Annotated in this window: 25 protein-coding genes and 1 pseudogene; 18 read left to right on the top strand and 8 right to left on the bottom strand. The window is 68.8% G+C overall.

Going from position 1 to position 23,486, the window contains the following annotated elements; translation table 11 throughout:
- The 4 genes from FOH10_RS13435 (at position 1) to FOH10_RS13420 (ending at position 3,526) form a co-directional block, all read left to right on the top strand.
- Positions 1-423, top strand: a complete 423-nt coding sequence (locus tag FOH10_RS13435; protein WP_143980942.1) for a ribulose bisphosphate carboxylase small subunit — start codon at positions 1-3, stop codon at positions 421-423.
- Between the two features lie 131 nt (positions 424-554).
- Complete coding sequence (locus tag FOH10_RS13430; RefSeq protein WP_143980941.1) at positions 555-1,508, top strand: AAA family ATPase; 954 nt, start codon at positions 555-557, stop codon at positions 1,506-1,508.
- Between the two features lie 16 nt (positions 1,509-1,524).
- Positions 1,525-2,595, top strand: coding sequence for a class 1 fructose-bisphosphatase (locus FOH10_RS13425; protein ID WP_143980940.1), 1,071 nt, complete (start codon positions 1,525-1,527; stop codon positions 2,593-2,595).
- 52 nt (positions 2,596-2,647) lie between these two features.
- On the top strand, positions 2,648-3,526 hold the full coding sequence (locus tag FOH10_RS13420; RefSeq protein ID WP_029927640.1) for a phosphoribulokinase: 879 nt from the start codon (positions 2,648-2,650) through the stop codon (positions 3,524-3,526).
- Positions 3,527-3,561: 35 nt separating this feature from the next.
- Here the strand turns inward: FOH10_RS13420 and FOH10_RS13415 are convergent, their stop codons facing one another.
- Both FOH10_RS13415 and FOH10_RS13410 read right to left on the bottom strand, forming a co-directional pair.
- On the bottom strand, positions 3,562-5,187 hold the full coding sequence (locus FOH10_RS13415; protein ID WP_186000823.1) for a flavin monoamine oxidase family protein: 1,626 nt from the start codon (positions 5,185-5,187) through the stop codon (positions 3,562-3,564).
- Between the two features lie 78 nt (positions 5,188-5,265).
- Positions 5,266-5,853, bottom strand: a complete 588-nt coding sequence (locus FOH10_RS13410) for an HdeD family acid-resistance protein (RefSeq protein WP_143980938.1) — start codon at positions 5,851-5,853, stop codon at positions 5,266-5,268.
- Positions 5,854-6,006: 153 nt separating this feature from the next.
- Between FOH10_RS13410 and FOH10_RS13405 the strand changes: the two genes are divergently transcribed.
- From FOH10_RS13405 to FOH10_RS13385, 5 genes are all read left to right on the top strand, one after another.
- Positions 6,007-7,170 (top strand): thiolase family protein, encoded by a 1,164-nt coding sequence (locus tag FOH10_RS13405; RefSeq protein WP_143980937.1) that lies wholly within the window; start codon positions 6,007-6,009, stop codon positions 7,168-7,170.
- Positions 7,171-7,252: 82 nt separating this feature from the next.
- Complete coding sequence (locus FOH10_RS13400; protein ID WP_244961956.1) at positions 7,253-8,374, top strand: winged helix DNA-binding domain-containing protein; 1,122 nt, start codon at positions 7,253-7,255, stop codon at positions 8,372-8,374.
- 67 nt (positions 8,375-8,441) lie between these two features.
- Positions 8,442-9,587 carry a serine hydrolase domain-containing protein gene (locus FOH10_RS13395; protein ID WP_143980936.1) on the top strand — a complete coding sequence of 382 codons (1,146 nt, stop codon included), beginning with the start codon at positions 8,442-8,444 and terminating at the stop codon, positions 9,585-9,587.
- A 36-nt stretch (positions 9,588-9,623) separates the two neighbouring features.
- Positions 9,624-9,968 (top strand): hypothetical protein, encoded by a 345-nt coding sequence (locus FOH10_RS13390; protein ID WP_143980935.1) that lies wholly within the window; start codon positions 9,624-9,626, stop codon positions 9,966-9,968.
- A 124-nt stretch (positions 9,969-10,092) separates the two neighbouring features.
- Positions 10,093-11,313: an FAD-dependent oxidoreductase gene (locus FOH10_RS13385; protein WP_143980934.1), complete on the top strand. Its 1,221-nt coding sequence runs from the start codon at positions 10,093-10,095 to the stop codon at positions 11,311-11,313.
- Positions 11,314-11,508: 195 nt separating this feature from the next.
- Here the strand turns inward: FOH10_RS13385 and FOH10_RS13380 are convergent, their stop codons facing one another.
- Entirely contained in the window at positions 11,509-12,270 is a 762-nt protein-coding gene (locus FOH10_RS13380) for a tyrosine-type recombinase/integrase (protein WP_244961954.1), read from the bottom strand.
- Positions 12,271-12,464: 194 nt separating this feature from the next.
- Here FOH10_RS13380 and FOH10_RS13375 point away from each other — a divergent pair, with 194 nt between their 5' ends.
- Positions 12,465-13,109: a class I SAM-dependent methyltransferase gene (locus tag FOH10_RS13375; RefSeq protein ID WP_143980933.1), complete on the top strand. Its 645-nt coding sequence runs from the start codon at positions 12,465-12,467 to the stop codon at positions 13,107-13,109.
- A gap of 666 nt (positions 13,110-13,775) precedes the next feature.
- Positions 13,776-14,862 (top strand): annotated as a pseudogene (locus FOH10_RS13370) (S-(hydroxymethyl)mycothiol dehydrogenase).
- A gap of 127 nt (positions 14,863-14,989) precedes the next feature.
- On the opposite strand, the gene FOH10_RS35625 reads toward FOH10_RS13370, so the two are convergent.
- Positions 14,990-15,160: a hypothetical protein gene (locus FOH10_RS35625; RefSeq protein ID WP_244961953.1), complete on the bottom strand. Its 171-nt coding sequence runs from the start codon at positions 15,158-15,160 to the stop codon at positions 14,990-14,992.
- Between the two features lie 10 nt (positions 15,161-15,170).
- Positions 15,171-15,929 (bottom strand): patatin-like phospholipase family protein, encoded by a 759-nt coding sequence (locus tag FOH10_RS13365; protein ID WP_244961952.1) that lies wholly within the window; start codon positions 15,927-15,929, stop codon positions 15,171-15,173.
- A 72-nt stretch (positions 15,930-16,001) separates the two neighbouring features.
- Here FOH10_RS13365 and FOH10_RS13360 point away from each other — a divergent pair, with 72 nt between their 5' ends.
- The 4 genes from FOH10_RS13360 to FOH10_RS13345 all read left to right on the top strand — a co-directional run bounded on the left by FOH10_RS13360 (position 16,002) and on the right by FOH10_RS13345 (position 19,293).
- Positions 16,002-16,412: an NUDIX hydrolase gene (locus tag FOH10_RS13360; protein ID WP_143980932.1), complete on the top strand. Its 411-nt coding sequence runs from the start codon at positions 16,002-16,004 to the stop codon at positions 16,410-16,412.
- A 129-nt stretch (positions 16,413-16,541) separates the two neighbouring features.
- The gene (locus FOH10_RS13355) at positions 16,542-17,663 is read left to right on the top strand and encodes an NAD(P)H-dependent flavin oxidoreductase (RefSeq protein WP_143980931.1); all 1,122 of its coding nucleotides are present in this window, start codon (positions 16,542-16,544) and stop codon (positions 17,661-17,663) included.
- A 129-nt stretch (positions 17,664-17,792) separates the two neighbouring features.
- Positions 17,793-18,284: a hypothetical protein gene (locus FOH10_RS13350; RefSeq protein WP_143980930.1), complete on the top strand. Its 492-nt coding sequence runs from the start codon at positions 17,793-17,795 to the stop codon at positions 18,282-18,284.
- Positions 18,285-18,435: 151 nt separating this feature from the next.
- Positions 18,436-19,293, top strand: a complete 858-nt coding sequence (locus FOH10_RS13345; protein ID WP_143980929.1) for a GmrSD restriction endonuclease domain-containing protein — start codon at positions 18,436-18,438, stop codon at positions 19,291-19,293.
- A gap of 6 nt (positions 19,294-19,299) precedes the next feature.
- On the opposite strand, the gene FOH10_RS13340 is transcribed toward FOH10_RS13345, so the two are convergent.
- Positions 19,300-19,755 carry an SRPBCC domain-containing protein gene (locus FOH10_RS13340; protein ID WP_143980928.1) on the bottom strand — a complete coding sequence of 152 codons (456 nt, stop codon included), beginning with the start codon at positions 19,753-19,755 and terminating at the stop codon, positions 19,300-19,302.
- Between the two features lie 92 nt (positions 19,756-19,847).
- Here FOH10_RS13340 and FOH10_RS13335 point away from each other — a divergent pair, with 92 nt between their 5' ends.
- The 3 genes from FOH10_RS13335 (at position 19,848) to FOH10_RS13325 (ending at position 22,262) form a co-directional block, all read left to right on the top strand.
- Positions 19,848-20,849 (top strand): GlxA family transcriptional regulator, encoded by a 1,002-nt coding sequence (locus tag FOH10_RS13335; protein ID WP_221937965.1) that lies wholly within the window; start codon positions 19,848-19,850, stop codon positions 20,847-20,849.
- Positions 20,846-21,637, top strand: a complete 792-nt coding sequence (locus tag FOH10_RS13330) for a DJ-1/PfpI family protein (RefSeq protein WP_221937964.1) — start codon at positions 20,846-20,848, stop codon at positions 21,635-21,637. Before FOH10_RS13335 ends, FOH10_RS13330 begins: the two co-directional genes overlap by 4 nt.
- A 70-nt stretch (positions 21,638-21,707) precedes the next feature.
- Positions 21,708-22,262: an NUDIX hydrolase gene (locus tag FOH10_RS13325; RefSeq protein ID WP_221937963.1), complete on the top strand. Its 555-nt coding sequence runs from the start codon at positions 21,708-21,710 to the stop codon at positions 22,260-22,262.
- A gap of 94 nt (positions 22,263-22,356) precedes the next feature.
- Here FOH10_RS13325 and FOH10_RS13320 read toward each other — a convergent pair whose 3' ends face one another.
- Entirely contained in the window at positions 22,357-22,839 is a 483-nt protein-coding gene (locus tag FOH10_RS13320) for a VOC family protein (RefSeq protein WP_039814295.1), read from the bottom strand.
- 50 nt (positions 22,840-22,889) lie between these two features.
- On the bottom strand, positions 22,890-23,471 hold the full coding sequence (locus FOH10_RS13315) for a TetR/AcrR family transcriptional regulator (RefSeq protein WP_143980927.1): 582 nt from the start codon (positions 23,469-23,471) through the stop codon (positions 22,890-22,892).
- Positions 23,472-23,486: the final 15 nt, after the last annotated feature.

Below are 23,486 nucleotides of genomic sequence, written 5' to 3'. Positions count from 1 at the left end.
ATGTATCTGCGTCAGGGCACCTTCTCCCATCTGCCCGAACTCAGCGATGCCGATATCGCCGCCCAGGTGCGCTACGCCCTGCTCGAGAACTGGCCGGTATCCATCGAGTACACCGACGATCCGCATCCCCGCAACAGCTACTGGGAGATGTGGGGGTTGCCGCTGTTCGATCTCGACGAACCCGACGGGGTGCTCGCGGAGATCAACGCCTGCCGGGCCACCTTCCCGCGCCACTACATTCGCGTGAACGCCTACGACGCCGGCTACGGGCGGCAGACCACCGCCCTGAGCTTCCTGGTGCAGCGCCCACCCACCGAGCCGGGATTCCGGCTGGATCGCACCGAGGATCGAGATCGATTGCAGCGCTATGGCTTTCACTCCTACGCCACCGAGGCTCCACCCGGTGAGCGGTATCGAGACTGACCGTATTACTCTGCGGGAGGCCGATTGTGAGTACCGATCGCCACACGGCGCCGCCCGTTCGGAAGCCTGCATCCGAACGTCCGGCGACCGGGTTTCAGATGCACCGTCCCGGGGTCACGAGCCCCGGCCCGATGCGCGGTTCGGCCGCGCCGGATCCTCGATCCGAGGATCCGGCGGCCGACCACCTGCTCGCCGACGACGCCCTGCTCGACCTGTCCACCGATATCGCGGGCAAGGACGTCGAGGACACCCTGGCCCGGCTGGACGCCGAACTCATCGGCCTCGCCAATGTCAAACTCCGGGTGCGCGAGATCGCGTCCCTGTTGCTGATCGACCGGGCTCGTGAGCGCTTCGGCCTCTGGGCGACCCGGCCCACCATGCACATGAGTTTCACCGGCGGCCCGGGCACCGGTAAGACCACCGTCGCACTGCGCATGGCCGAGATGTTGCACGCGCTGGGCTATATCCGGAAACCCAAGGTGCACACCGTCACCCGCGACGATCTGGTCGGCCAGTTCATCGGGCACACCGCACCCAAGACCAAGGAGGCCCTCGCCAAGGCCGCCGGGGGCGTGCTGTTCATCGACGAGGCGTACTACCTGTTCCGGCCGGAGAACGAGCGCGACTACGGCCAGGAGGTCATCGAGATCCTGTTGCAGGAGATGGAGAACGAGCGCAACACCCTCGTCGTCATCTTCGCGGGCTACCCGGACCGGATGGAGACCTTCTTCTCCGCCAATCCGGGCCTGTCCTCCCGGGTGGCCCACCACATCGAGTTCCCGGATTACACCCACGCGGAACTGCTGAGCATCGCCCAGCTCATGGTGCGACAGGAGAACTTCCGCTTCGACGAACCCGCCGTGGCCGCGTTCTCGCGCTACCTCGAACTACGGATGGCGCGCCCGCGTTTCGCCAATGCCCGCAGCGTGCGCAATGCCCTGGACCGCTGCCGCCTGCGCCAGGCCAAGCGGCTGGTCGAACTGCACCGTCCCGTCGGTCGGGACGACCTGATCACCCTCATCGACAGTGACGTCTACGGCAGCAGTGTATTCGCGGACGCCCCGCAGGAAGGGCCGTCCCCGTGATGAAATGAGAGGGCCCGTGCCCGAAGGACTGAAAACCCTCACCCGCTACACCATCGAGCAGGAGCACCGGCATCCCGGATCCTCCGGGGAGTTCTCGGCCCTGGTGAATGTGCTGGCCACGGCAACCAAGATCATTGCCAATCGGGTCACCCGGGGTGCCATCGTGGGCTCTCTCGGGGCCGCCGAGGCCGACAATCTGCCGATCACGGTGCACCGCAAGATGGATGCCATCGCCCACGACGTGATGGTGGCCGAAACGCAGTGGACCGGGCCACTGGCCGCGCTGGTCTCCGAGCAGCTCAGTGGTGTGCACACGGTGCCAAGCGAGGTGCGGCGCGGCAAGTACCTGCTGGCCTTCGATCCACTCGACGGGTCCAGCAATATCGATGTGAACCTGCCCGTCGGAACCATATTCAGCGTGCTGCGCGCCCCCGAGGACGGGCGCGAACCGACGGCCGCGGACTTCCTGCAACCCGGCGCACAGCAGGTGTGCGCCGGGTTCACCCTGTACGGGCCCGCCACCATGCTGGTGCTCACCACCGGCGACGGGGTGGACGGATTCACCCTGGACCGGGAGATCGGCGCGTTCGTGCTCACCCATCCGCGCATGCGCATTCCCGACGACACCGCCGGATTCGCCATCAACGCCTCCAACGAGCGATTCTGGGAGCGGCCGGTACGCCGGTACGTGCACGAATGCCTGGAAGGCGTGGACGGGCCGCGCGAGCGGGACTTCAATATGCGGTGGGTGGCCTCGCTGGTCGCCGACATCTTCCACATCCTCACCCGCGGTGGGGTGTACCTGTACCCGCGCGACACCCGCAAGCGGCCGCCGCGGGTCTCGCTGCTGTACGGCGCCAATCCGATCGCCTTCGTCGTCGAACAGGCCGGAGGGCGGGCGACCACGGGCGACGAACGGGTGCTCGAGGTGCGGCCGGAAGAGCTGCACCAGCGCATCCCGTTCATCTTCGGCTCCCGCAACGAGGTCGAGCGCATCGAGCGCTACCACCGCGAACCCGAGGAGGGGCCGTCCTTCGACGCCTCGCTGTTCGGAACACGCTCGCTGTTCCGGTCGGCGGGCCGCTGACCGGGCCGCTCCATCGGGGTCAATTCCGTTGTCCGGCAATCGAGGAGGTTCCATGTCGGTCAAACATCCCGTGGTCGCGATCACCGGGTCGTCCGGTGCCGGGACGACCAGCGTCACGCGGACGTTCCAGGAGATATTCCGCCGTGAGGGGATCAACGCGGTGATCGTGGAGGGGGATTCGTTCCACCGCTACGACCGCAACGAGATGCGCATGGCCATGGCCGAGGCCGAACAGCAGCGGAATCTGTCCTTCTCGCACTTCGGTCCGGAAGCGAACCTGCTCGCCGAACTGGAGGCGCTGTTCCGCGATTACGGGGAGACTGGCGTCGGCATGGTGCGCCGCTATCTGCACGACGAGAACGAGGCCAAACCCTACGGGCAGCCGCCGGGCACCTTCACCCCGTGGGAGGAACTGCCGCCCGGCAGCGACCTGCTGTTCTACGAGGGCCTGCACGGGGCGGCCGTCACCGACACCCTCGACGTCGCGCGGTACACGGACCTGCTGGTGGGCGTGGTGCCCATCGTGAACCTGGAATGGATTCAGAAGGTGCACCGCGACAAGACCGAACGCGGATACTCCAGCGAAGCCATCATCGACACCATCCTGCGACGCATGCCCGACTACGTGAAGTACATCTGTCCCCAATTCTCCCGGACCTACGTGAACTTCCAGCGGGTGCCGACCGTGGACACCTCGAATCCGTTCACCGCGCGCACGATACCCACCGCCGACGAGAGCTTCGTGGTGATCCGCTTCGCCGACCCCAAGGTGATCGACTTCCCGTATCTGCTGTCCATGCTGCACGATTCGTTCATGTCGCGGCCGAACTGCATCGTGGTGCCGGGCGGCAAGATGGATCTGGCCATGCAGCTCATCTTCACCCCGCTCATCCTGCGGCTGATGGACAAGCGGCCCAAGCGATCCCGGTAGGTCCCGGCACTCGATGCACAATCGCACGGCGTGCGTCAGGTCTGGCGCACGGTGACGCCCAGGTCCGCGCAGGCGCGGGCCGCGCTCTCCAGCGCACCCTCGATCCAGGCACGGCCGCGGGTGGAGGTGCCGTCTCCGGCGAAGACGACCCGGCCGTCCATTTCCGGTGTGCGGGTGTCGGGACCGATCTCCACGGCCTGCCCGGGCAGGTACACCGCGGCCTCGCCGCCCGCCCAGCGGTCCTGCGCCCACGAGTGCGAGGCGTAACCGCCGGTCCAGGCCGCGCGGACCTGGTCGCCGTAGCGCTCGACGAGGTGGTCCAGACATTCGGCGGCGCGGTGCTGCGGGGTCAACGCGTCCCAGGCGCGGGCGTCGTCGGACCAGGTGTAGGAGGCGATGACGACGCCGCCGTCGCCGACCGGATGCGACGGGTACACCGTGACCCGGGGCGCGGTATCGGTGACATCCACCCCGCCGTGTCCTTCCCACCAGCGGGTGGAGAACTCCAGGAAGGTCTTGGTGGCGGCGTCGTGGTGCAGTTCGGCGATGGCGCGCTGCTTGCCGTAGGACAGATGCGGACGGAAGGTCAGATGCCGCAGCAGCGAGAACGGTGCGGTGACCACCACGCGGTCGGCCTCGAGCACGGCCGCGTCCGGTCCGTGGGTCACTCGCACGCGGGCGTCGCCGCCGTCGATGGCGGTGACCTCCGCGCCGGTGCGCAGGTCCACCCCGGCCGCCACCGCCGCGAAACCCAGCTCCGAGGTCAGCCGATCGGTGCCGTCCACCAGTTCGACGAGTTCGGTGCCCGGCTTCAGATAGGTCGCGGTCATCATGTTGTGGGTCAGGCTCAGACCCATGCGCGCCGTCAGGCCCTCGGTGGATCCCACGTAGTCGATCTGGTTGTCGGTCAACCCCCGCGCGGTGAGCCAATCCCGCAGCGACAGTTCGTCGTAGCGGGCCAGGAAGCGGGCCCAGTCCTCGACATCGGATCCGGCGTCGATGCGCGCCGCCGTCAGCGCGTCGTCGAGCAGGGCGCGTCCGGGGACCGCGTCCAGGCCGAAAACCGCGGCGATGGTGGCGGGATCCCGATCGTATTCCGCCCGGGTCGACAGCCGCCCGCCCGCCTGCACCATGCGCTCGGGGTGGCCGAGCAGGAACGGCCGCGTGGGCAACTGCAGTCGACGCAGCATGCCGATGGTCAGGGCGTGCGTGGTGGGAATGCGCATGGCACCCGCTTCGGCGTGACCGCCGGTGCGGGCGAACTCGTCGCGCAGTGTGCGGATGCGGCCGCCGATGCGGTCCGAACCCTCCAGCACCACCACCCGGTGACCGGCCTGGGCCAGCACCCAGGCCGAGGCCAGACCGGCGACGCCCGCGCCAACGACCGCGATATCGAGGGGCTGCGCCGTCGGTTCCGGGCCGCCGCCGTAGAGCAGATGGCCGTAGCGGGTGCGCAGATTCGCGCCCGACTCGTCCACGCCCAGGATGTCCCGCGCGACCAGCCGCGCCCGGTCCAGCCGGGCGTCGGTGATTCTGGTCGGGGCCAATAGCATCGCATTGCGCTCCCGCCCCGCGACGGTGGCACCGAGCACGCTGCCGAGCGCCAGGCTCACACCGCCGACAGCGGTGGTACGCAACAGATCTCGCCGTCGAATGATCACACGTGCACCTCCGAACATCGGCCGGCGGCCGTCTCACGAGGAATACGGCCGCCGGAATGGACGTGACAATGCTGATTGCTAGAGCTCGCGGGGAAGTCCCTTGGCGTCGCTCTTCACCTGGAACGCGGAGATGATCTCCATGATGCCGATGGCGATGAGCCAGCAGCCCACCACCAGCGTCAGTGCGCTGATCGACGCGAACGGCACCGCGATGAGCCAGCCGCCGGCGATGGCGAGCAGGATGCCGAAGAAGATCGACCAGCCTCGGCCCGGCATGCCCTCCGCCGCGATCGCCGTGACCAGCACGGTGACGCCGCGGAATATCCAGCCGATGCCGATCCAGATGGCCAGCAGCCAGATCGCGTTCAGTTCATCGCGGAAACAGAAGAAGCCCAGGATGAACGACAGAATGGCGCTGATGAACGCCAGAATGCGCATCCCGGTACTGATATGCCCGCCGAAGGCGGCGATGAGCTGGAAAATACCGGAGACGATCAGATAAATACCGAAGAGGACACCCGCGACCACCAGGGTTTTCCCGGGCCAGACGAGGATGATGATACCGAGCGCCACCGAGAGAACGCCGGTGACCAGAATCCACTGCCAGGCACTGCGGGCCAGCATATTGAGCGGCCCTTCCGACACTTCCTCTTTGCTGGTTGTCATGGCGACAGAATAAGCACAGGTGAGGCCATTAGCGGGGAGGTTGCCTTGTGTTGTAAGACCGTTGTGACCGGGCGTCCCGCCCCTTCTGCGGTAGAGTACCTGAAGTTAACCGGGATTCTCATTGTTCCCGGCGGCACCGAAGAAGGAGCAGTCATGACCTCGGCCGTCATCGTCGACGCTGTCCGCACCCCGTCAGGCAAGGGCAAACCCGGTGGTGGCCTCTCGGATATCGCCCCGGCCACGCTGCTGGCCGGCGTGCTGGAAAGCCTCGTCGAGCGCACCGGAATCGATCCGGCACTGATCGATGATGTGATCGGCGGTTGCGTCACGCAGTCGGGTGAACAAGCGGGCAATATCTCCCGCATCGCACTACTCGCGGCCGGGTTCCCGGAATCGGTGCCCGCCACCACCGTGGACCGGCAGTGCGGGTCCAGTCAGCAGGCCGCGCATTTCGCCGCCCAGGGCGTGCTGGCCGGTGCCTACGACATCGCCATCGCCTGCGGCGTGGAATCCATGTCGCGGGTGCGAATGTTCTCCAATACCCAGGGCGTCGACATCTACGCACCCATCGCCGGGCGGTATCCGGAAGGGCTCGTACAGCAGGGTATTTCGGCCGAGGTGATCGCCGCCCGCTGGAAGCTGAACCGGGCCGCCCTGGACGAATTCGCCGCCCGCTCACACCGGCTGGCCGCCGAGACCGCCGCCGCCGGCGGCTTCGACCGGGAACTCGTCGCGGCCGGAACGCTCACCGCCGACGAGACCATCCGCGCCACCACCACGCCCGAGGGGCTGGCCGGACTGCGGCCCGCATTCGTCGACGAGCGGTATCAGGCGCGGTTCCCGGAGATCGAATGGTCGATCACACCCGGCAATTCGTCGCCGCTCACCGACGGGGCGTCGGCCACGCTCATCATGAGCGAGGAGAAGGCGAACACACTCGGCCTCACCCCGCGCGCCCGCTTCCACTCCTTCGCCGTGGCCGGGGACGATCCGCTGCTCATGCTGACCGCGGTCGTGCCCGCCACCCGCAAGGCGCTCGCCAAGGCGGGGCTGAGCATCGACGATATCGACGTCTACGAGGTCAACGAGGCATTCGCGCCGGTGCCGCTGGTATGGGCGCACGAACTGGGCGCGGACCCGGCCAAGCTGAATCCGCGCGGCGGTGCGATCGCGCTCGGGCACCCGCTGGGCGCCTCCGGCACCCGGATCCTGGCCACCATGCTCAACCATCTGGAGCAGACCGGCGGGCGATACGGGCTGATGACCATGTGCGAGGCGGGCGGGCTGGCCAACGCCACCGTCGTGGAACGCCTCTGAGAGCTCCCGCATCGGCACCGTCCCGCAGCGGAGTCCGCCTGGGTGTCGGTCGATCGCCGTAGGGTGAGAGCCGCTTCGATCGGTGGTTGGAGGACAAGCGGTGCGGGTGTCGTGGGAGCAGGTGTTCGCGTGGCGGATGCGGCGGCAGTTCGTCGATCCGCGCGGCGAGGTCGGGGTCGTGGAGATCGCACGGCGGCTGTGCGGAGTGCAGGCGCAGGTCACCTCCGCGGCCGAGACCGCGATGGCGGTGCGGCGATCGACGGGGGAGCCGGGCGCGGTGGTGCGGGCGCTGGACGAGGGCACGCTGGTGAAGACGTGGGCCATGCGGGGCACCCTGCACGCGCTGCCGCCCGCGTCGGCGGCGGCCGTGCTGTCGCTGATGGCGTCCGCGCGGACCTGGGAGAAAGGGTCCTGGCAGAAGGCTTTCGGGGCCACACCCGACGACGTGGCGGCGCTGGTGGAGGTCGTCTCCGGAATTCTCGACGGGGCGGTACTGACCCGCGAGGAACTGGTCGCGGCGCTCACCGCGCAGCGGCGGTTCCAGTCCATGGCGGCGGAACTGCGCTCGGGATGGGGTGCGCTGCTCAAACCGCTGGCCTGGCAGGGCGCGCTGTGCCACGGCCCCGCACAGGGCAATGCGGTCACCTTCACCCATCCGGCGAGCCTGATTCCGGATTGGCCCGGCATTCCCGAACCCGATGCCGCCGCCCCGGAGGTCGTCGCGGCGTATCTCGGCGCGTACGGCCCGAGCACGCCGGAGGCGTTCGATGCCTGGCTGTCCCGTGGCAGTATTCGCAAAGGCATTCTGCGGCAGTGGTTCTCCGACCTCGGCGACCGCCTCACCACGGTCGACGTACAGGGACGAGAAGCCTTCATCCTCACCGAGCACGCCGACGAACTGGCGGCGACCGCGCCTGCCGCATCCGTTCGCCTGCTCGGCGCGTTCGACCAGTACGTCCTCGGCCCCGGCACCAAGGACACCGAACTGCTGTCCGGGGATCATCGGGCGAAGGTGAGCCGCACCGCCGGTTGGATCGCCCCGCTCGTGCTCGTGAACGGCCGCATCGCCGGAACGTGGGAGATCGACGCGGACGACCTCGTGGTCGCCATGTTCGACGATGCGCCGCTGCCCGAACTGAAGGCCGAGTTGCCGCACATCGCTCGGGCCACCGGTCAGCCGCTGACCGGTATTCGTTCCGCGTGAAAGATCGGGGAATTCTCAGGTTTCATACCGGATGCGCTGCGGCGGTACGGCTTTCTACCGTCGGTGCATGAGAATCGTGCCGATCGCCGCTGTCGCGCTGGCGCTGCTGCCCGTGGCCGCCTGCTCCGCATTGGATTCCGCCGCGGGGCCCACCGTGGCCGGGCCGCCGACGACCGTGTCGCCCGCGCGGGTGGAACAGGTGCGCGCCGATATCGACGCGTTGGTGCGGTCGGGGATCGCCGGGGTGATCGCGACACTGACCGAGAACGGGCAGACGGTGACCCTGACCGCCGGTGTCGCCGACCGGGAGACGGGGGAGCCGATACCGCTCGCGCCGCCGCAGCAGGTGCGGGTGGGCAGTATCGCCAAGACCTTCGTGGCGGCGCTGGTCCTGCAATTGGCGGCCGAGGGGCAGGTGGGCCTCGACGAGCCGGTCGACACGTATCTGCCCGGACTCCTGGTGGGCGACGGTGTGGACGGCAAGGCCATCACGGTTCGCCAGCTGCTCCAACATCGCAGTGGGCTACCGGAATTCAGCTCCGAACCGGAGATCGACGAGTACCGGGCGGGCCTGGAGGGGCGCACGTTCACCCCCGCCGAGGAGGTGGCCATCGCGCTGCGGAATCCGGCGCAGTTCGCCCCCGGCGAGCGATACGAGTACACCAATACGAACTATCTCGTGGCCGGAATGCTCGTCGAGAAGCTCACTGGCCGGCCCTACGCCGAGGAACTGGAGCGGCGCATCACCATCCCCGCGCAGCTGCCCGACACCTATCTCCCCGCCACCGGCGAGCTGGACATCCGGGGCCCGCATCCACATGGATACGCCCCCGTCGGCGGCGTGCGCACCGATGTCACCCGCATCGAGCCGTCCGTGCCGTGGGCGGCCGGAGCCCTGGTCTCCACCGGCAACGACCTCAATCGCTTCTACACCGCCCTGCTGGCCGGAAAGATCGTCGCCGAGGCCCAACTCCGCGAGATGCTCGACGGCCTACCCCGCGCCGCCGACGATCCCTTCCACTACGGACTCGGCATCGGTGTCGCCGAACTACCCTGCGGCACACAGTACTTCGGACACACCGGCGGCATCTACGGTTTCATCACGGTCTCCGGCGCGACGCCGGAGGGCCGCGCCGTCACCATCACCATGACCGAGGTCGTCGAAGAGCGGGCCGACCACCTGAGCCTGCTGTCGCACGCCCTGTGCCCCTGACGCGAACGAGCGTCACACGACACACCGCGACCCACCATGACTGACCCGATCCACGAGATGAGCCCCGCCGAGGTGGCGGCGATCAAAGACCGACTCGAGCTCACCGGCGAGACCGTGACCGAGAAGGAGCTGGGGATCACCATCGGCCCCGACGCCGAACCGGTATTCGTTCCCCGTTCGATCAAAATGCCTTACGACCTGGACCGAGCGTGCAAGGCCCGCGCCACGGCACTGGGGATGTCGCAGTCGGCGTATATCCGCTCGCTGATCGAGAACGACATCGCCACCGCCGGAATCGGCAAACAGCGGCCCGCCTGGGTACGCGAACTGCTCGCAGTGATCGCCCACCACGAGAACGACGACAGCCGCAAGGCATCCTGACCGGTATCAGCAGTACGCCGGGAAGTCGTCCGGCGTCGTGGTGAAGGAGGCGCGGATCGCTTGAACCCCATCGGCGATTGCACTACTACTTATCGTAGTAGAAATCGTAGAGGGGTTGGCGGCTATGGGATACGCGCAATGTTGTGTAGTGGGCGGCGGGCCGGCGGGGATGATGGCGGGGCTGCTGTTGGCGCGGGCCGGGGTGCGGGTGACCGTCGTCGAGAAGCACGGTGACTTTCTGCGGGACTTCCGGGGTGACACCGTACATCCGTCGACGTTGCGTCTGCTCGACGAACTGGGGTTGGGAGAGAAGTTCGCCGCACTGCCGCAGCGCAAGCTGGAGCGGATGCGCATGCACATCGGCGACCGCACCGTGGTGGCCGCCGACTTCACCCGGATTCCGGGGCCGCATCGGCACATCGCCATGGTGCCGCAGTGGGACTTCCTCAATCTGCTTGCCGAATCTGCGTGTGCGGAGCCGTCTTTCACCATTCGCATGGCGACCGAGGTGATCGGAACACTGCACGAAGGCGACCGGATCACCGGCGTCCGGCTGCGCGAGCCCGACGGCTCCACAACGGAACTGCGCGCCGATCTCGTCCTCGCCTGCGACGGGCGCGATTCGGTGGTGCGGGACGCGGCGGGACTGCGGCAGGACACCTTCGAGGTGCCCATGGACGTCTGGTGGCTGCGCATTCCGGCGGGCGCGGGGGACCGGCACGACGGTCAGGTCTTCGCCCGCTTCGAGGCGGGGCGGGCAGCGGTGACCATGGATCGCGGCGATTACTACCAGACCTCCTATCTGATTCCGAAAGGCGCGGACGCGCGGCTGCGCGCCCGGGGCATCGAGTGGCTGCGCGGCGAACTGGTCGAACTGTTCGGCTGGGGCGACGCGACGGTGGCCGCCATCGAATCCTGGGACGACGTGAAACTGCTGCGCGTCACCATGGGTCGGCTGCCCCGGTGGTACACCGACGGCCTACTGTGTCTCGGCGATGCCGCGCACACCATGTCCCCGGTCGGCGGTGTCGGCGTGAACCTCGCGATCCAGGACGCGGTGGCCGCCGCTCGCATCCTCGCCGCCCCGCTGCGCTCCGGCACGCTCACCACCACGGATCTGGCCAAGGTGCAGAAGCGACGGTGGCTGCCGACCGCCGCCGTCCAGCGGCAACAGTTGGGTGAGCACGACATGCTGCTGCGCCCTTGCCTGGACGGGACGCTCGACGGCCTGCCCGCACCCCTGCGCCTGTTGGACCGACTGCCCGCACTGGCCGGGCTCACCGCGTATTTCGGCGGAATCGGCCTGCGGCCCGAACGCGCGCCGGAATTCGCGCGGCTGGGCTGAACCGCGCGACGAGGGCCGGATGCACTGATCACCGAAAGAGTGCATCGCGGCCGCCGGTGGCGTCGCGGCCGCGGGCCTGGACGGGGAACTGTGAACCGCGGCCGAAGGGCGTTCTCGTGGGAGCGGATCGCTGAGCCAAAGGAGGGGCTCCGGTAGTAATCGCCGAAAAATCAACGGATATGACGTAGCTGCTGGTCAGCGTCGGCGTTCGGCTCCCGGGCCCAAGATCGAGGTCAGCTCGCGCATCGCCTGTGGGGACGGTTTGAAGTATCGGCGCAGGTTCTCGGCTTTGCGGTGGCGGGACTTGGCCATCAGTTCCAGCAGGCTGGCCCCGGATTCCCCGAGGTGGGTCAGGCCGGAGTGGAGCAGTTCGTGCAGGTCCCAGCCGGTCCGGGGTCCATCGACGGCGGTGGCGGCGTCGAGCAGGTCGCGGGCCTGGTCGTAGGACAGCCGGGCCAGGCCGGTGTTGGGACAGACGTCGCGGTCGGCGACGTTCTTGCCGGGCCCCGGCCGGCGGTGGGTCACGAAAACAGGGCCGCGGGTGCGGTCGCGGATGAGCCGGGGCAGCAGGCGGGCGGTGCCCGCGTCCCAGTACACGTTCTCGAGGACGTGTTCGTGGTGGGCGGCGCCGCGGCGGCGGGTACGGGGTTTGGCGCCCTTGGACTTCACCGCCGCGCACCGCCCTGCGAGATCGAGGTCTTCGATGTTGAGCTGGAGCAGTTCCTCGGCACGGGCACAGGTTTCGTACAGCATCCGCCACAGCGTCTTCTCCCGCAGGTGGATCTCGCGGCGGGCGATGAGCCGGTCGATCGCGGTACGCGAGCGGACGGGGGTGTCGGAGTCCGGCGGTGTGGACCGCGCGGCCGAGGCCGGGACGCTCGGTGCGGTCCAGCCCTGCTCGGCGCACCAGGACAGCCATCTGGCGACTGCGGCGCGGCGCGCGTTCCAGGTGTTCACCGCGGCGGTGCGCCCCAGGCGGGGCGGTGCGCAGCCGGGTCACTCTCGCGGCCATCGGATTCCCCTCTTCAGTTGAGCGGTCACAGCCAGACGCGTACCGCCGTTCAAGGTGCCTCCACCCGGCCGGGTGGAGGCACCTTCGTCGTTCCCGGGTAGCGCCGAGTCCGCCGCGATCATGGAATATCGTGCCGGTCATGACCACGGATGATTGGTTGGCCGACACCCGAACCTCTTATGACACGGTTGCGGTCAGCTATGCCGACCAAGTGCGCGGCGCCCTCGCCGGACACCAGTACCTTCGCGCGGCTCTGGCATTGTTCGCCGACAGCGTGCGGACCGCTGGCGGCGGACCGGTCGCGGACGTCGGCTGCGGCCCCGGTGAAGTCACCGCCCACCTGCATGAGCTCGGTGTCGACGCCTTCGGTATCGACCTCTCCCCGGCGATGATCGACGTGGCCCGGCGCGACCACCCCGGCCTGCGGTTCGAGGTGGGCTCGATGACGGAACTGAACCTGCCCGACGCTTCGGTGGCCGGCCTGCTCGCCTGGCAGTCTTTGATCCACATCCCAGACGACGAGGTGCCGACTGTATTCGGGCGCTTCCACCAAGCATTGCGTCCCGGCGGACCGCTGCAACTCCTGTTTCACGTCGGCGACGAGTCGCTGTTGAAGACAGAGGGCTACGGCGGTTACCCGATGAAGGTCCATGTCCACCACCGTCAGCCGAACCAGGTGGCATCCTGGCTGCACGATGCCGGATTCGTGGTCGAGGCCCAGATGCTGCTCGACCCGGATGCGAAAGCTCAGCAAGCGATTCTCTTCGCACGCAGTAAGTCCTAGCTTCTGCATATGTCGGGCTGGCCATTCGGAACCGCGAGGTCCCCGACGTACACCGCCCGGCGGGAAGCGTGGACCTGGAGTACGCAGACACGTATTTCGGGCTCGCTGTGGGCGACGCCGGGATTCCATGCCGGCTCCTGGGTCGACTGCACTTCTGGACCGGCCGGGCACGGCGGACGCCAGTGGGCGGGCATCACCGCCGACACGCTGCGGATCGGAGTCGAGGGCGCCCGTACTCCTTCGGCTACGTCGCCGGACCGCACCACTCACGGGCCTGGGACCACGACTGGACCCAGGACGGATGAAGAACCGGAACAGCTGCTCCCGGCCGATCTCCGGGAACTCCCGCAGACGCGCCAACTCCTCATCCGCGAACACCCGCGTCGCCACGAAACCGACCTCCCAGCAACCAACCACGTTGGGAGCCAAGCCAACCAGTAGTCCGCCTCCACCGCAGGCCGAACCCGGCCCTCACCAGCAATCAGCCGCGGCTACGCCATATCCGTTGATTTTTCGGCGGTTACTACCGGAACCCCAAGGATGGCGCTTGTCGCGGCCGAGGGTTGTCAGTGGTCGTGTTTATGCTGGCAGGGCACATTCCGGCGGGTCCACCGCACCGCGAGATATTCGGTGCCGTGGCCTGGATGCGGGAAGGTAGGTACGTCCGTGGCGCAACTGGTGCAGGGTGTGATCGCGCGGTCGGCACAGGCGCCGGTCGAGGTGATCCGGATCGAGATCCCGGAACCGGGGCCGCACGAGGCCGTGGTGGCGGTGCAAGCGTGTGGGGTGTGTGAAACCGACCTGAACCATCGGGACGGCAGGGTCGGTGACGACTTCCCGTACCTGCTCGGTCACGAAGCAGCCGGTGTGGTGGAGCAGGTCGGCGACGGTGTGGAGGACCTGCGCCCGGGCGACTTCGTCATTCTGAATTGGCGAGCGGTGTGCGGCGAATGTCGCGCCTGCCGCAAGGCCAAGCCGTGGAACTGCCTGACCACGCACACCGCCGCACAGCCGATGACGCTCCCGGACGGCACCCCGCTCACCCCGGTCCTCGGCGTCGGGGGCCTCGCCGAGAAAACCCTCGTGCACGCCGGACAGTGCACGAAGATCGCCCCGGACGTCGACCCGGCGGCGGCCGCGCTGCTCGGCTGCGGCATCGCCACCGGCATCGGCGCTGCCTTGCACACCGGCGCGGCCGAACGCGGAGACGCCGTCGCGGTGTTCGGCTGCGACGGCATCGGTATCGCCGCCATCGCCGGAGCCCGGCTGGCCGGAGCCGACCCCCATCATCGCCGTCGACTCTGCCCCACGACATCTGGAGTGGGCGAAGAACTTCGGGGCGACACACACCATCGGTGCGGATGTCACCGACGCGGTCTCGCAGGTCCTCACACTGACCGGAGGTCTGGGCGCGGACGTCGTCATCGACACAACCGCACGACTCGAGACCTGGAAGCAGGCGTTCCGAACGCGCGGACCGGCCGGAACACTGGTCATGCTCGGCTTGCCTGAACCGGACGCACAGCTGGATATCCCACTGCGCGAACTACGCGTCCGCAGCGGCTCGATCAAGTCCGCCTGGTACGGCGATACCCTCCCGTCGCGGGACTTCCCGGCCCTGATCGCTTCCTACCGGCAGGGCCTGCTCGATCTGGACGCCTTTGTCACCGAAACCATTTCCTTGAGCGACGTCGAACAGGCACTGTCGAAGCTGCGCCGTCGCGACGTGCTGCGCTCGGTCGTCCGCCTTTAGCCGCCCCGGTAAACCGAGCCACCGGCGCGTGCCGCGCCCGAGTTCGCGCGCGCCCCATGGATCAACGGATCACGCGGCACCGGCGATGATCTCCATCAGAATGGTCTCGCCGGTGCCGTTCGTGCCATTACGCACCCGGTGCCAGCAAGGTGGGCAGATGCGGAGTCAGGGCTTCGATGGTCGCCGTGCGGCCTACTTCCAGTGCGCGGCGGATGATGGTGGCGTCGCGTCCGATGCGGCCGATGGACGGCGCTCCTGTCGGTGGGCGGATCTGGAGCACTGCCGGGTTGGTGGCCATCTCGACTTCTTCACGCCGCTGGAGTTCGCCGCGGGTCATCCAGGAGTCGACGGTGCCGGGGGCGTGGCGGGACAGGAAGCGGGCGACCAGGTGGGTTTCCAGGCGGGAGGGGATGGTGGGGGGGTTCGTCGGCGCGGCGGGTGCGCAGTACCAGTGCATGGGTCGCGCCCTGGGCGAAAGCCGTTCGCACCGGGACGGATTCGGAGAGTCCGGCGTCCACGTAGTGGCGCTCGCCGACCCGGACGGATCGGCCCGCCAGGATCGGCAGGCAGGTGGTGGCCCGCAGGGCGCGTTGCAGCGAGGGCGCGTCGGTGAGGTACGGGTGCAGGTCCACGGCCGTGCCGTCGGCGGTGTCGGTGGCGATCGGATGGAAGGTGATCGGGTTGGCCAGGATTGCCGGGAAATCCATGGGGACGATGCGCTCGTACACCGAGTGCACCAGGAAACGGGTGTCCACCACGCGCCCGCCGCGCAGGGCGCGGGCGGGCGAGATGACGCGGTTGATCACCGTGGGATGCCAGGCGCGCCAGGCGTCGGCCGCGCGCCCGCACAGCAGCCACGCGCCGTTGAGCGCACCGGCCGATGCGCCGTAGACCGCGTCGAAGCAGTCGGTCAGACCCAGTTCCTCGAGTGCGGTCACCATGCCGTGCGAATACGCGCCGCGCGTGGCACCGCCCTCGATCACCAGGGCCAGCCGAGCGTCGTCGGTGCGCGCTCCGGGGCGGCTGCCGTCGCGGTGCCGCTGGGCGATGAGAGCTGCGACGGTCACCGAGACACCCTCCAGATTTGAGACACTACCTAGCATGTGTACCACATCGTCGTGCGCAGTAGGCTGCGGCGAATGCGAACCGAACCCGCACGGAAACTCATCGACACGGTGGCCTGGGTGCGTATCGAGCGGGGCCGCATCCTCTGCGCTCGTCCGCGCGGGAAGGACGTCTTCTATATTCCCGGCGGTAAACGCGAGGGCGCGGAGACCGACCTTCAGACGCTGCTGCGTGAGATCCAGGAGGAGCTGACGGTCGCACTGCTGCCGGACACCGTCGACCATGTCGGCACCTATGAGGCGGTACTGCCGGAGGCGGTGGTCCGGATGGCCTGCTATACCGCCGAATACACCGGGACGGTCGCCGCGAGCAGTGAGATCGACGAGATCGCATGGTTCACCTACGCGCAGCGCGAGGAGGTGCCTCCGGTGGATCAATTGCTCTTCGACGACCTGGTGCGGTCCGGCCTGCTCGCCGCCCGCTGACCGCACAATAGAACAGGTTGCCCACGCCCGCCCGTCGGCCTTGGTGGCGACCCTGGTCAGAATCTAGAACATGTTCTACTGTGATGGGGACTACGTACCCGGACAGTGACCAGAGGAGTCCAGCACCCCATGCGTACCGAGATCTGCGACCGGTTGGGCATCGACGTCCCGATCTTCGCCTTCACCCACTGCCGCGACGTGGCCGCCGCGGTCAGCAATGCCGGCGGACTCGGCGTGCTCGGCGCGGTCGGATTCACCGCCGAACAGCTCGAGGTCGAACTCGCCTGGCTGGACGAGCACGTCACCGGCGTCTACGGCGTCGACCTGGTGATCCCGTCCAAGTACGAGGGCAAGGGCGTCGAGGGCCTGAGCCCCGAGGAGCTGGAAGCCAAACTCGCCGAACTGGTTCCGCAGGGCCACCGCGATTTCGCCGAGAAGATCCTCGACGACCACCAGGTGCCGCATCTGCCCGACGGCGAGAAGCACAACCAGCTGCTCGGCTGGACCGCCACCACGGTCGCCCCGCAGATCGAGGTGATCCTGAAGCACCCCAAGGCCAAACTGGTCGCCAACGCGCTGGGCACCCCGCCCGACGACGTGATCAAGCAGATCCAGGACTCCGGTCGCCTCATCGGCGCGCTGTGCGGTTCGGTCAAGCACGCGCTCAACCACAAGCGGGCCGGACTGGACTTCGTGGTCATGCAGGGCACCGAGGGCGGCGGCCACTGCGGCGAGGTGTCCTCGGTGGTGCTGTGGCCGCAGGTGATCGACGCCATCGGCGAGATGCCCGCACTGGCCGCCGGTGGTATCGCCGACGGCCGTCAGATCGCCGCGGCGCTGGCCATGGGCGCGGCGGGCGCGTGGACCGGTTCGCTGTGGCTGACGGTCGAGGAGGCGAATGTGCCGCCCGCCCAGATGCAGACCTACATCGACGCCAGCAGCCACGACACCGTGCGCTCGCGGGCGTGGACCGGGAAGCCGTGCCGCATGCTGCGCAACGACTGGACCGACGCGTGGGAGAACCCGGAGAATCCGGACCCGCTGCCCATGCCGCTGCAGATGATGGTGGCGCTCGACGGCGTCAAGCGCGGCCACCGCTACCCGGAGGCCGCCAAGGACGTCAACTTCAATCCGGTGGGCCAGGTGGTCGGCATGATGAACAAGGTCGAGCGCTCCGCCGATGTGGTGCAGCGGCTCATCGCCGAGTACCTCGAGGCGTGTGAACGGCTGAACAAGCTCAACAACGCCTGATACGTATCCCAGCGCGCCTCGGACACAGCGAGGTTCGCCGCACCGAGTAGTTCCGCCACGGGTGGCACCCGTGCGGAAGGTGTGGCCAGCCCCCTGCCGTCCGAGGCGTTCGCTCGTTACGTTCGATCCGTGTCCACCGTTCACCGCGCCCTGCGGGCCGCGAGCTACGCCGTCGCAGCGCTGCCGATCGCCTTCGCATCCGTCGACCGTCGGGTTCGTCTGGTGCGCTGGGCGTTCGGGTCGACGATCGAGATTCGACCGTCCGGTCCGCGGGCGCGGACGCATACCGTGCTGGCCGCGGTGATCGGACTGCTCGCCTGCTTCGTCGCGCTCCCGGCCACCGTCACGACGGTGCGCGGCTTCGCGTATCCGCTCGTGACGAGCGGTCCGTACGGGGATGCCTGGGGTGGGCCCACTCTCGCGGGCGCGTGGGCGGTTCACGCCGCGGTGGGTATCGCGCTGCTGCCCGTGTGGGTGGCGCTGCTCGCCGGAATCGGCACCGTGCAACGGCATCTGGCCGTGCGCCTGCTCGGCCGCGGTGGACCGTGGTGGCCGATTCCGGTGGCGGTGCTGGTGGGCGCGGTCGAGGCGGTCTATCTCCTCGCACTCGCGCAGGGGTGAAACGCCCGATTGCGGGTGTCGCCGGTTTGCTCTCGATCTCGTTGCGCCCCAAGATGTAGACAGCCCGTGTGTCGCCACAGTGTGAGAACCATCTCCGAACCGACCGTGCGGCTTGAAGTTTCGTCAGGTGGATTGCGACGGTGGTCGGAACATGTTGAAGAAGAAGTCGTCGCGCGCGCGGAAACTCATCCTGCCCCTGACCATTACCGGCCTGCTCGTCCTGCTGGCGTTCGTGCTCACCGTGGTGGGCGAAGAACACGCGCCCGCCCCGACCGACCCCGCCGGCCGGGTCGCCGCGGCACGCAGTCAGCTCGAAGCGCTGCCGGTGCGGGACTGGGCCGCCAAGAACGGTTACGACCGTGAGAAATTCGGACCGGCCTGGACCGATGACGTCAGCATCGAGGGCGGCGGCAACGGCTGCGACACCCGCAACGACATCCTGGCGCGCGATCTCACCGACGTGCAGCTCGACAGTGGCGGCTGCAAGGTGCTCAGCGGCACGCTCACCGACCCGTACACCGGGCGGACCATCAAGTTCAAGCAGGGCCGAGAGACCAGCTCCGCCGTTCAGATCGACCACATCGTGGCATTGAGCAATGCGTGGCTGACCGGCGCGCAGGCGCTCTCCGCCGAACAGCGGCGCAACCTCGCCAACGACCCGCGCAATCTGATCGCCGTGGACGGCCCCACCAACCAGGGCAAGGGCGATTCCGATGCCTCGCAGTGGCTTCCGCCCCGCAAGGACTACCGCTGCACGTATGTTGCGCAGCAGATCGAGGTGAAGGCCGCCTACCGCCTGTGGGTCACCCGCGACGAACGTGACGCCATGGCGCGGGTGCTGGCCACCTGCACGACGGCCGCCCCCACCGCCGCACCGAGCACGACATCCACCGTGCACTACGCCAACTGCGAAGCGGCCCGCAGCGCCGGAGCCGCACCGCTGCGCCGGGGCGAACCCGGTTACCGACCGCAGCTGGACGGTAACGGCGACGGCATCGCCTGCGAATAGCGGCGATCAGTCGCGCAGCGCGCCGTGCAGGGACTCGGCGCGCTGTTTGACCGCATCGGTCATTCCCGTGAACCCCTGCCGCAGCGCGCCGCCCAGCACGGCGGCGACCACCGGGCTGAGCCACCCGGCCAGCGCGAAATGGGAGTCGTAGCGGCAGCGGTCCGCGCCCAGCGCGGTGACGGTGTGCGAGCGCTCGCTGTGCAGGGTGCCCAGCGGCACCGGCTTCATGGTGTAGCTGAATTCCCTTCCCGGCGTGTGGGACCGGATGAATTCCCGCTGGGTGCGCGGACGCGGGCCGATGAGCCGCACGCGCATATCGATGGGCGATCCGGGCTCCAGCGTCGTCTCACAGCCGAGTACGAAGGGATTCCACTCGCCGTAGCGGTCCACGTCGGTGAGCACCTGCCAGACCAGGTCGGCGGGTGCGTCGATCTCGACGCTCTTGTCGATCACCAAGGGCATGCCGGAACACTAGCGCACAAACTGGAACATGTTCACCCCGTGGTCGCGGGTCCGGGCCGGGGCGCGGCAGGGCCGCCGTTACGGTTGGCCGAGTGGACGCGGTACGCCGGATGCTCGTCATCGCCTACGACGACGCGCAGATTCTCGACATCGCCTGCCCGTGTGGGGCTTGGGATCTGGCGAATCGGTTCGGGGCCGCCCCCGGGTACGCGATCGAACTGGTCTCGGTGGGTGGGGGAGCGGTACGGACCTCGGCGGGCATTCCCATGGGCAGCGGCCGACTCGAAACCGTCGGCGGTGCGATCGACACCCTGATGGTCGTCGGCGGCCCCGGCGCCGATGCGGCCGCCGCGGACGGTCGGCTCCTCGATCAGGTGCGGCGGGTGGCGCGCCGGTCGCGGCGCATCGCGGCGGTCTGCACGGGCGCATCGCTGTTGGCGGCCGCCGGACTGCTGGATGGGCGGCGGGTGACCACGCACTGGGCCTACGGCGCGGACCTCACCGCCCGCTACCCGCAGGTGGCCGTGGATACCGCACCGCTGTACGTGCGCGACGGCGACGTCTACACCTCCGCCGGAGTGACCAGCGCGCTCGATCTGACACTCTCGCTCATCGCCGACGATCACGGCTCCGCCCTGGCTCGCGCCGTCGCCCGGGAGTTGGTCACCTACGTGCACCGTCCGGCCGATCAGGCACAGCTCAGCATGTACCTCGCCGCGCCGCCGACCGAGGACCGACTGGTCGACGAGCTGATGCGGTACGTGGCGAGCAATCTGGCGCAGGACCTTTCACCGCGCGTGCTGGCGGCGCGCGGCGGAGTCAGCACCCGCCACCTGTCCCGGTTGTTCCTCGCGCATCTGGGCACCACCCCGGCGCGGGCGGTGCGCGCGGCACGCGCCGAGGCCGCCGCGCACCTGGTCCGGCACAGCGACCTGCCGTTGGCGGCCGTCGCCCGACGGTGCGGCTTCGCCTCGGCGCAGACGCTGCGGGCGGCGCTGTACGGGCACTACGGCATGAGCGGGGACACGATCCGCAAGATGGCGGACATGCCGGTGGTCCGCACCGACATCGGCGACGACACTCCGGTGTCGTGACCGACTACTCGACCTTGTCCACGACATCGCATCCGCCGCGGCGAACGCGCCGACAGGTGCTGCGCGGCAGCGCGACGCTGGCCGCGGCCGGACTCGCCACGACCTTCGCCGCCACGGCCCAGGCGAGGCCGGATGGTGCCGGGCCGGAGATCGGGATCGTGCTCTACGACGGCTTCAGCCTCCTCGACCCCACCGGTCCCGCCGAGGTGTTGTCCCGGATCCCGGGCGCGCGGGTGACGATGATCGCCGAGCGGCGCGGGCCGGTGCGCACCGACACCGGCGACGTGGCCGTGGTCGCCGAGCGGGCCCGCGCCGAGGTGGATCGGCTGGACGTCCTGCTGATACCCGGCGCCGGGAACCGCGGAACCACCGCCGCCATCCGCGATTCCGCGCTGCTGCAATGGATTCGGGACATCGACGCCACCACGACCTGGACGTCCGCCGTCTGCACCGGTTCGGTGGTCCTCGCCGCGACCGGACTGCTGGACGGACACCAGGCGACCACCTACTGGGCCTCCGCCCCCTATCTCGAATCCACCTACCCGGTCAGCTGTCTACCGCACCGCTACGTCCACTCCGGCAAATTCATCACGGCCGCAGGCGTTTCCGCGGGCCTGGACATGGCGCTCTACCTCGCGTCCCTGCTCACCGACGAGGACACCGCCCGCGCCATCCAACTCGCCATCGAATACAACCCGAAGCCCCCCTTCGACTCCGGCGACCCCACCCGGGCCACCACCGCCCTCCGCGACCGTGCACTGGCCGTCCTGGAACAATCCCAGACCTGATCGCCCGCGAACGACCCGCACCCGTCGATATCGATTCACCCGCGCACGCGACGAGCGCTAGCGTCGATTCGTGACCCTCGCCGACCGCTACCCCCTCCTGCACGCACCGGCCCGCTGGGAGTGGGGTGGACTGGATGTCCGGTTCTCCACCACGCTGCCACCGGATGAACTGGTGACCAATATCCACGTGGTCTGCTTCGTCGGGGACCGGATCGTGCTGTGCCGGGACGATCGGGACGTGTGGCTGGTGCCGGGCGGGACCCGCGAGGCGGGTGAGTCGGTACTCGACTGTGTCACAAGGGAATTGCGCGAGGAGGCGGGGGCTCGGCTCGCCGGGCCGCTGTGGCCGCTCGGTGCGCACTACGCGACCAGCGACCGGGCGCTGCCGTATCGGCCGTGGCAGCCGCATCCGCACAAGGCGTGGCTGTGGTGCGGAGCGGAGGTGGTCCTCGATACCGCGCCGACCAATCCCGATGACGCCGAACGGATCATCGAGGTTCGAGCCCTGCCGGTGGCCGAGGCCGTCACGCTGGCGGCTACCGACGGGGAACCCATGGCCGAACTGTTGCAGTTGGCCGTCGAACTGCGCCGGGCCGGTCGGTCGGGATCGTGGACAGTCAGGTGAGCACCGGTTCGACGGTGGGACTGTCGTCGACCCGCCCACAGCGTGGCCGCCCCGCCCGCCGCCGCATCGCACCCGCGGCGTCCTGAGCGACGGCTCAGTCCTCGGTCGGCGCGCGGTACTCCGCCTCGCGCACGGCGGCGGTCTCCCGGGGGTCGTGCACCGTCATCACCTCGTCACCGGTTTCGGTGTGGTGGTCCACGGTGTAGAACCGCACCTCGTGGCCGTCGGGATCGTGTAGCAGGGGCAGGATCCAGCCCTTGGTCGCGAAGTGCACCCCGGCGTGGCTCTCGCCGAGGGCGGTGAGGTGCTCGGCCAGCTCGTCGAGGCGGAACCGGTCCGGTACGCCGATGGCGAAGTAGTCGAATCCCGCCGCCGCGGCGGCCTTTTCCGGGTCCAGGCGCAGCGCCAGCGGCGGACCGCCGTCGGGGTGGCGCAGGCCCACGCCCGCCAGCACGCCGTTCTCGACGAATTCGACGTCGAGTTCGTAGCCCAGGCGGGTGCGGTACCAGTCGATGGATATCTCCAGGTCGGAGACTGGCAGTTTGAGGTGGTGCACACCGGCGAGTCGGGGGACCATCGCACACTCCTTCGCGTCTGCTCCCAGCGCACGCCCTCGAGGCCGTCTCGTCAAGAGGGCGACGGCGCGCCGGATGGAAGCGCGGTCGCGATCAGGCGGCGGGTGGCGCGGTGCACGCGGTCGGTGTCACCGGTGACCCACCAGTCCTGAATGAGCCCGCGAATGCCGGAAACCAGCAGGGTGGCAGCGGATTCCGGGTCGTCCAGGGTGGGATCGACGCGGCGCAGGGCGGCGGCGATGGCGTCGACCACGACGCGGACGGCCGATTCGGCGTAGCCGCGGAAGGGGCTGTCGGGTACACAGGCCGCGCCCAGCACCTGGAGCAGCACCCGCAGGCTGGTGCCCGCCGCCCCGCTGGTGTTGAGGGTGAACGCGTCGCCGAGACGGTCCCGCAGCGCGTCCACGTCGTCGACGCCGGTGAACAGTGCGCCGATATCGGGCCGCTGGGTTTCCAGGGCGGCCACCAGCATGGCCTCCTTGCTGCCGAAATAGTGGATGAGCATGCGCGAGCTGGTGCCGAGGTAGTCGGCCAGCGGGCGCAGCGACAGTTCGATGAGTCCGTACTCCGCGATATAGGCGATCACGCCGGACAGCAGTTCGGCGCGACGGGCGTGGTCGAGGGGGCGTGGCACGGTTTGACTGTATCG

Source organism: Nocardia otitidiscaviarum, from assembly GCF_007362295.1.
Lineage (GTDB): Bacteria > Actinomycetota > Actinomycetes > Mycobacteriales > Mycobacteriaceae > Nocardia > Nocardia otitidiscaviarum.
The sequence above is the reverse complement of the archived record's forward strand: the minus strand, read 5'-3'. Positions and strand labels throughout refer to the sequence as shown.

What these genes read in the sequence shown, in the direction of transcription:
- FOH10_RS13435 (WP_143980942.1), top strand. Translation starts at nt 1, where the DNA reads ATGTATCTGCGTCAGGGCACCTTCTCCCATCTGCCCGAACTCAGCGAT.
- FOH10_RS13430 (WP_143980941.1), top strand. Translation starts at nt 555, where the DNA reads ATGCGCGGTTCGGCCGCGCCGGATCCTCGATCCGAGGATCCGGCGGCC.
- FOH10_RS13420 (WP_029927640.1), top strand. Translation starts at nt 2,648, where the DNA reads ATGTCGGTCAAACATCCCGTGGTCGCGATCACCGGGTCGTCCGGTGCC.
- FOH10_RS13410 (WP_143980938.1), bottom strand. Translation starts at nt 5,853, where the DNA reads ATGACAACCAGCAAAGAGGAAGTGTCGGAAGGGCCGCTCAATATGCTG.
- FOH10_RS13405 (WP_143980937.1), top strand. Translation starts at nt 6,007, where the DNA reads ATGACCTCGGCCGTCATCGTCGACGCTGTCCGCACCCCGTCAGGCAAG.
- FOH10_RS13395 (WP_143980936.1), top strand. Translation starts at nt 8,442, where the DNA reads ATGAGAATCGTGCCGATCGCCGCTGTCGCGCTGGCGCTGCTGCCCGTG.
- FOH10_RS13390 (WP_143980935.1), top strand. Translation starts at nt 9,624, where the DNA reads ATGACTGACCCGATCCACGAGATGAGCCCCGCCGAGGTGGCGGCGATC.
- FOH10_RS13385 (WP_143980934.1), top strand. Translation starts at nt 10,093, where the DNA reads ATGGGATACGCGCAATGTTGTGTAGTGGGCGGCGGGCCGGCGGGGATG.
- FOH10_RS13375 (WP_143980933.1), top strand. Translation starts at nt 12,465, where the DNA reads ATGACCACGGATGATTGGTTGGCCGACACCCGAACCTCTTATGACACG.
- FOH10_RS35625 (WP_244961953.1), bottom strand. Translation starts at nt 15,160, where the DNA reads ATGGCCACCAACCCGGCAGTGCTCCAGATCCGCCCACCGACAGGAGCG.
- FOH10_RS13360 (WP_143980932.1), top strand. Translation starts at nt 16,002, where the DNA reads ATGCGAACCGAACCCGCACGGAAACTCATCGACACGGTGGCCTGGGTG.
- FOH10_RS13355 (WP_143980931.1), top strand. Translation starts at nt 16,542, where the DNA reads ATGCGTACCGAGATCTGCGACCGGTTGGGCATCGACGTCCCGATCTTC.
- FOH10_RS13345 (WP_143980929.1), top strand. Translation starts at nt 18,436, where the DNA reads ATGTTGAAGAAGAAGTCGTCGCGCGCGCGGAAACTCATCCTGCCCCTG.
- FOH10_RS13340 (WP_143980928.1), bottom strand. Translation starts at nt 19,755, where the DNA reads ATGCCCTTGGTGATCGACAAGAGCGTCGAGATCGACGCACCCGCCGAC.
- FOH10_RS13320 (WP_039814295.1), bottom strand. Translation starts at nt 22,839, where the DNA reads ATGGTCCCCCGACTCGCCGGTGTGCACCACCTCAAACTGCCAGTCTCC.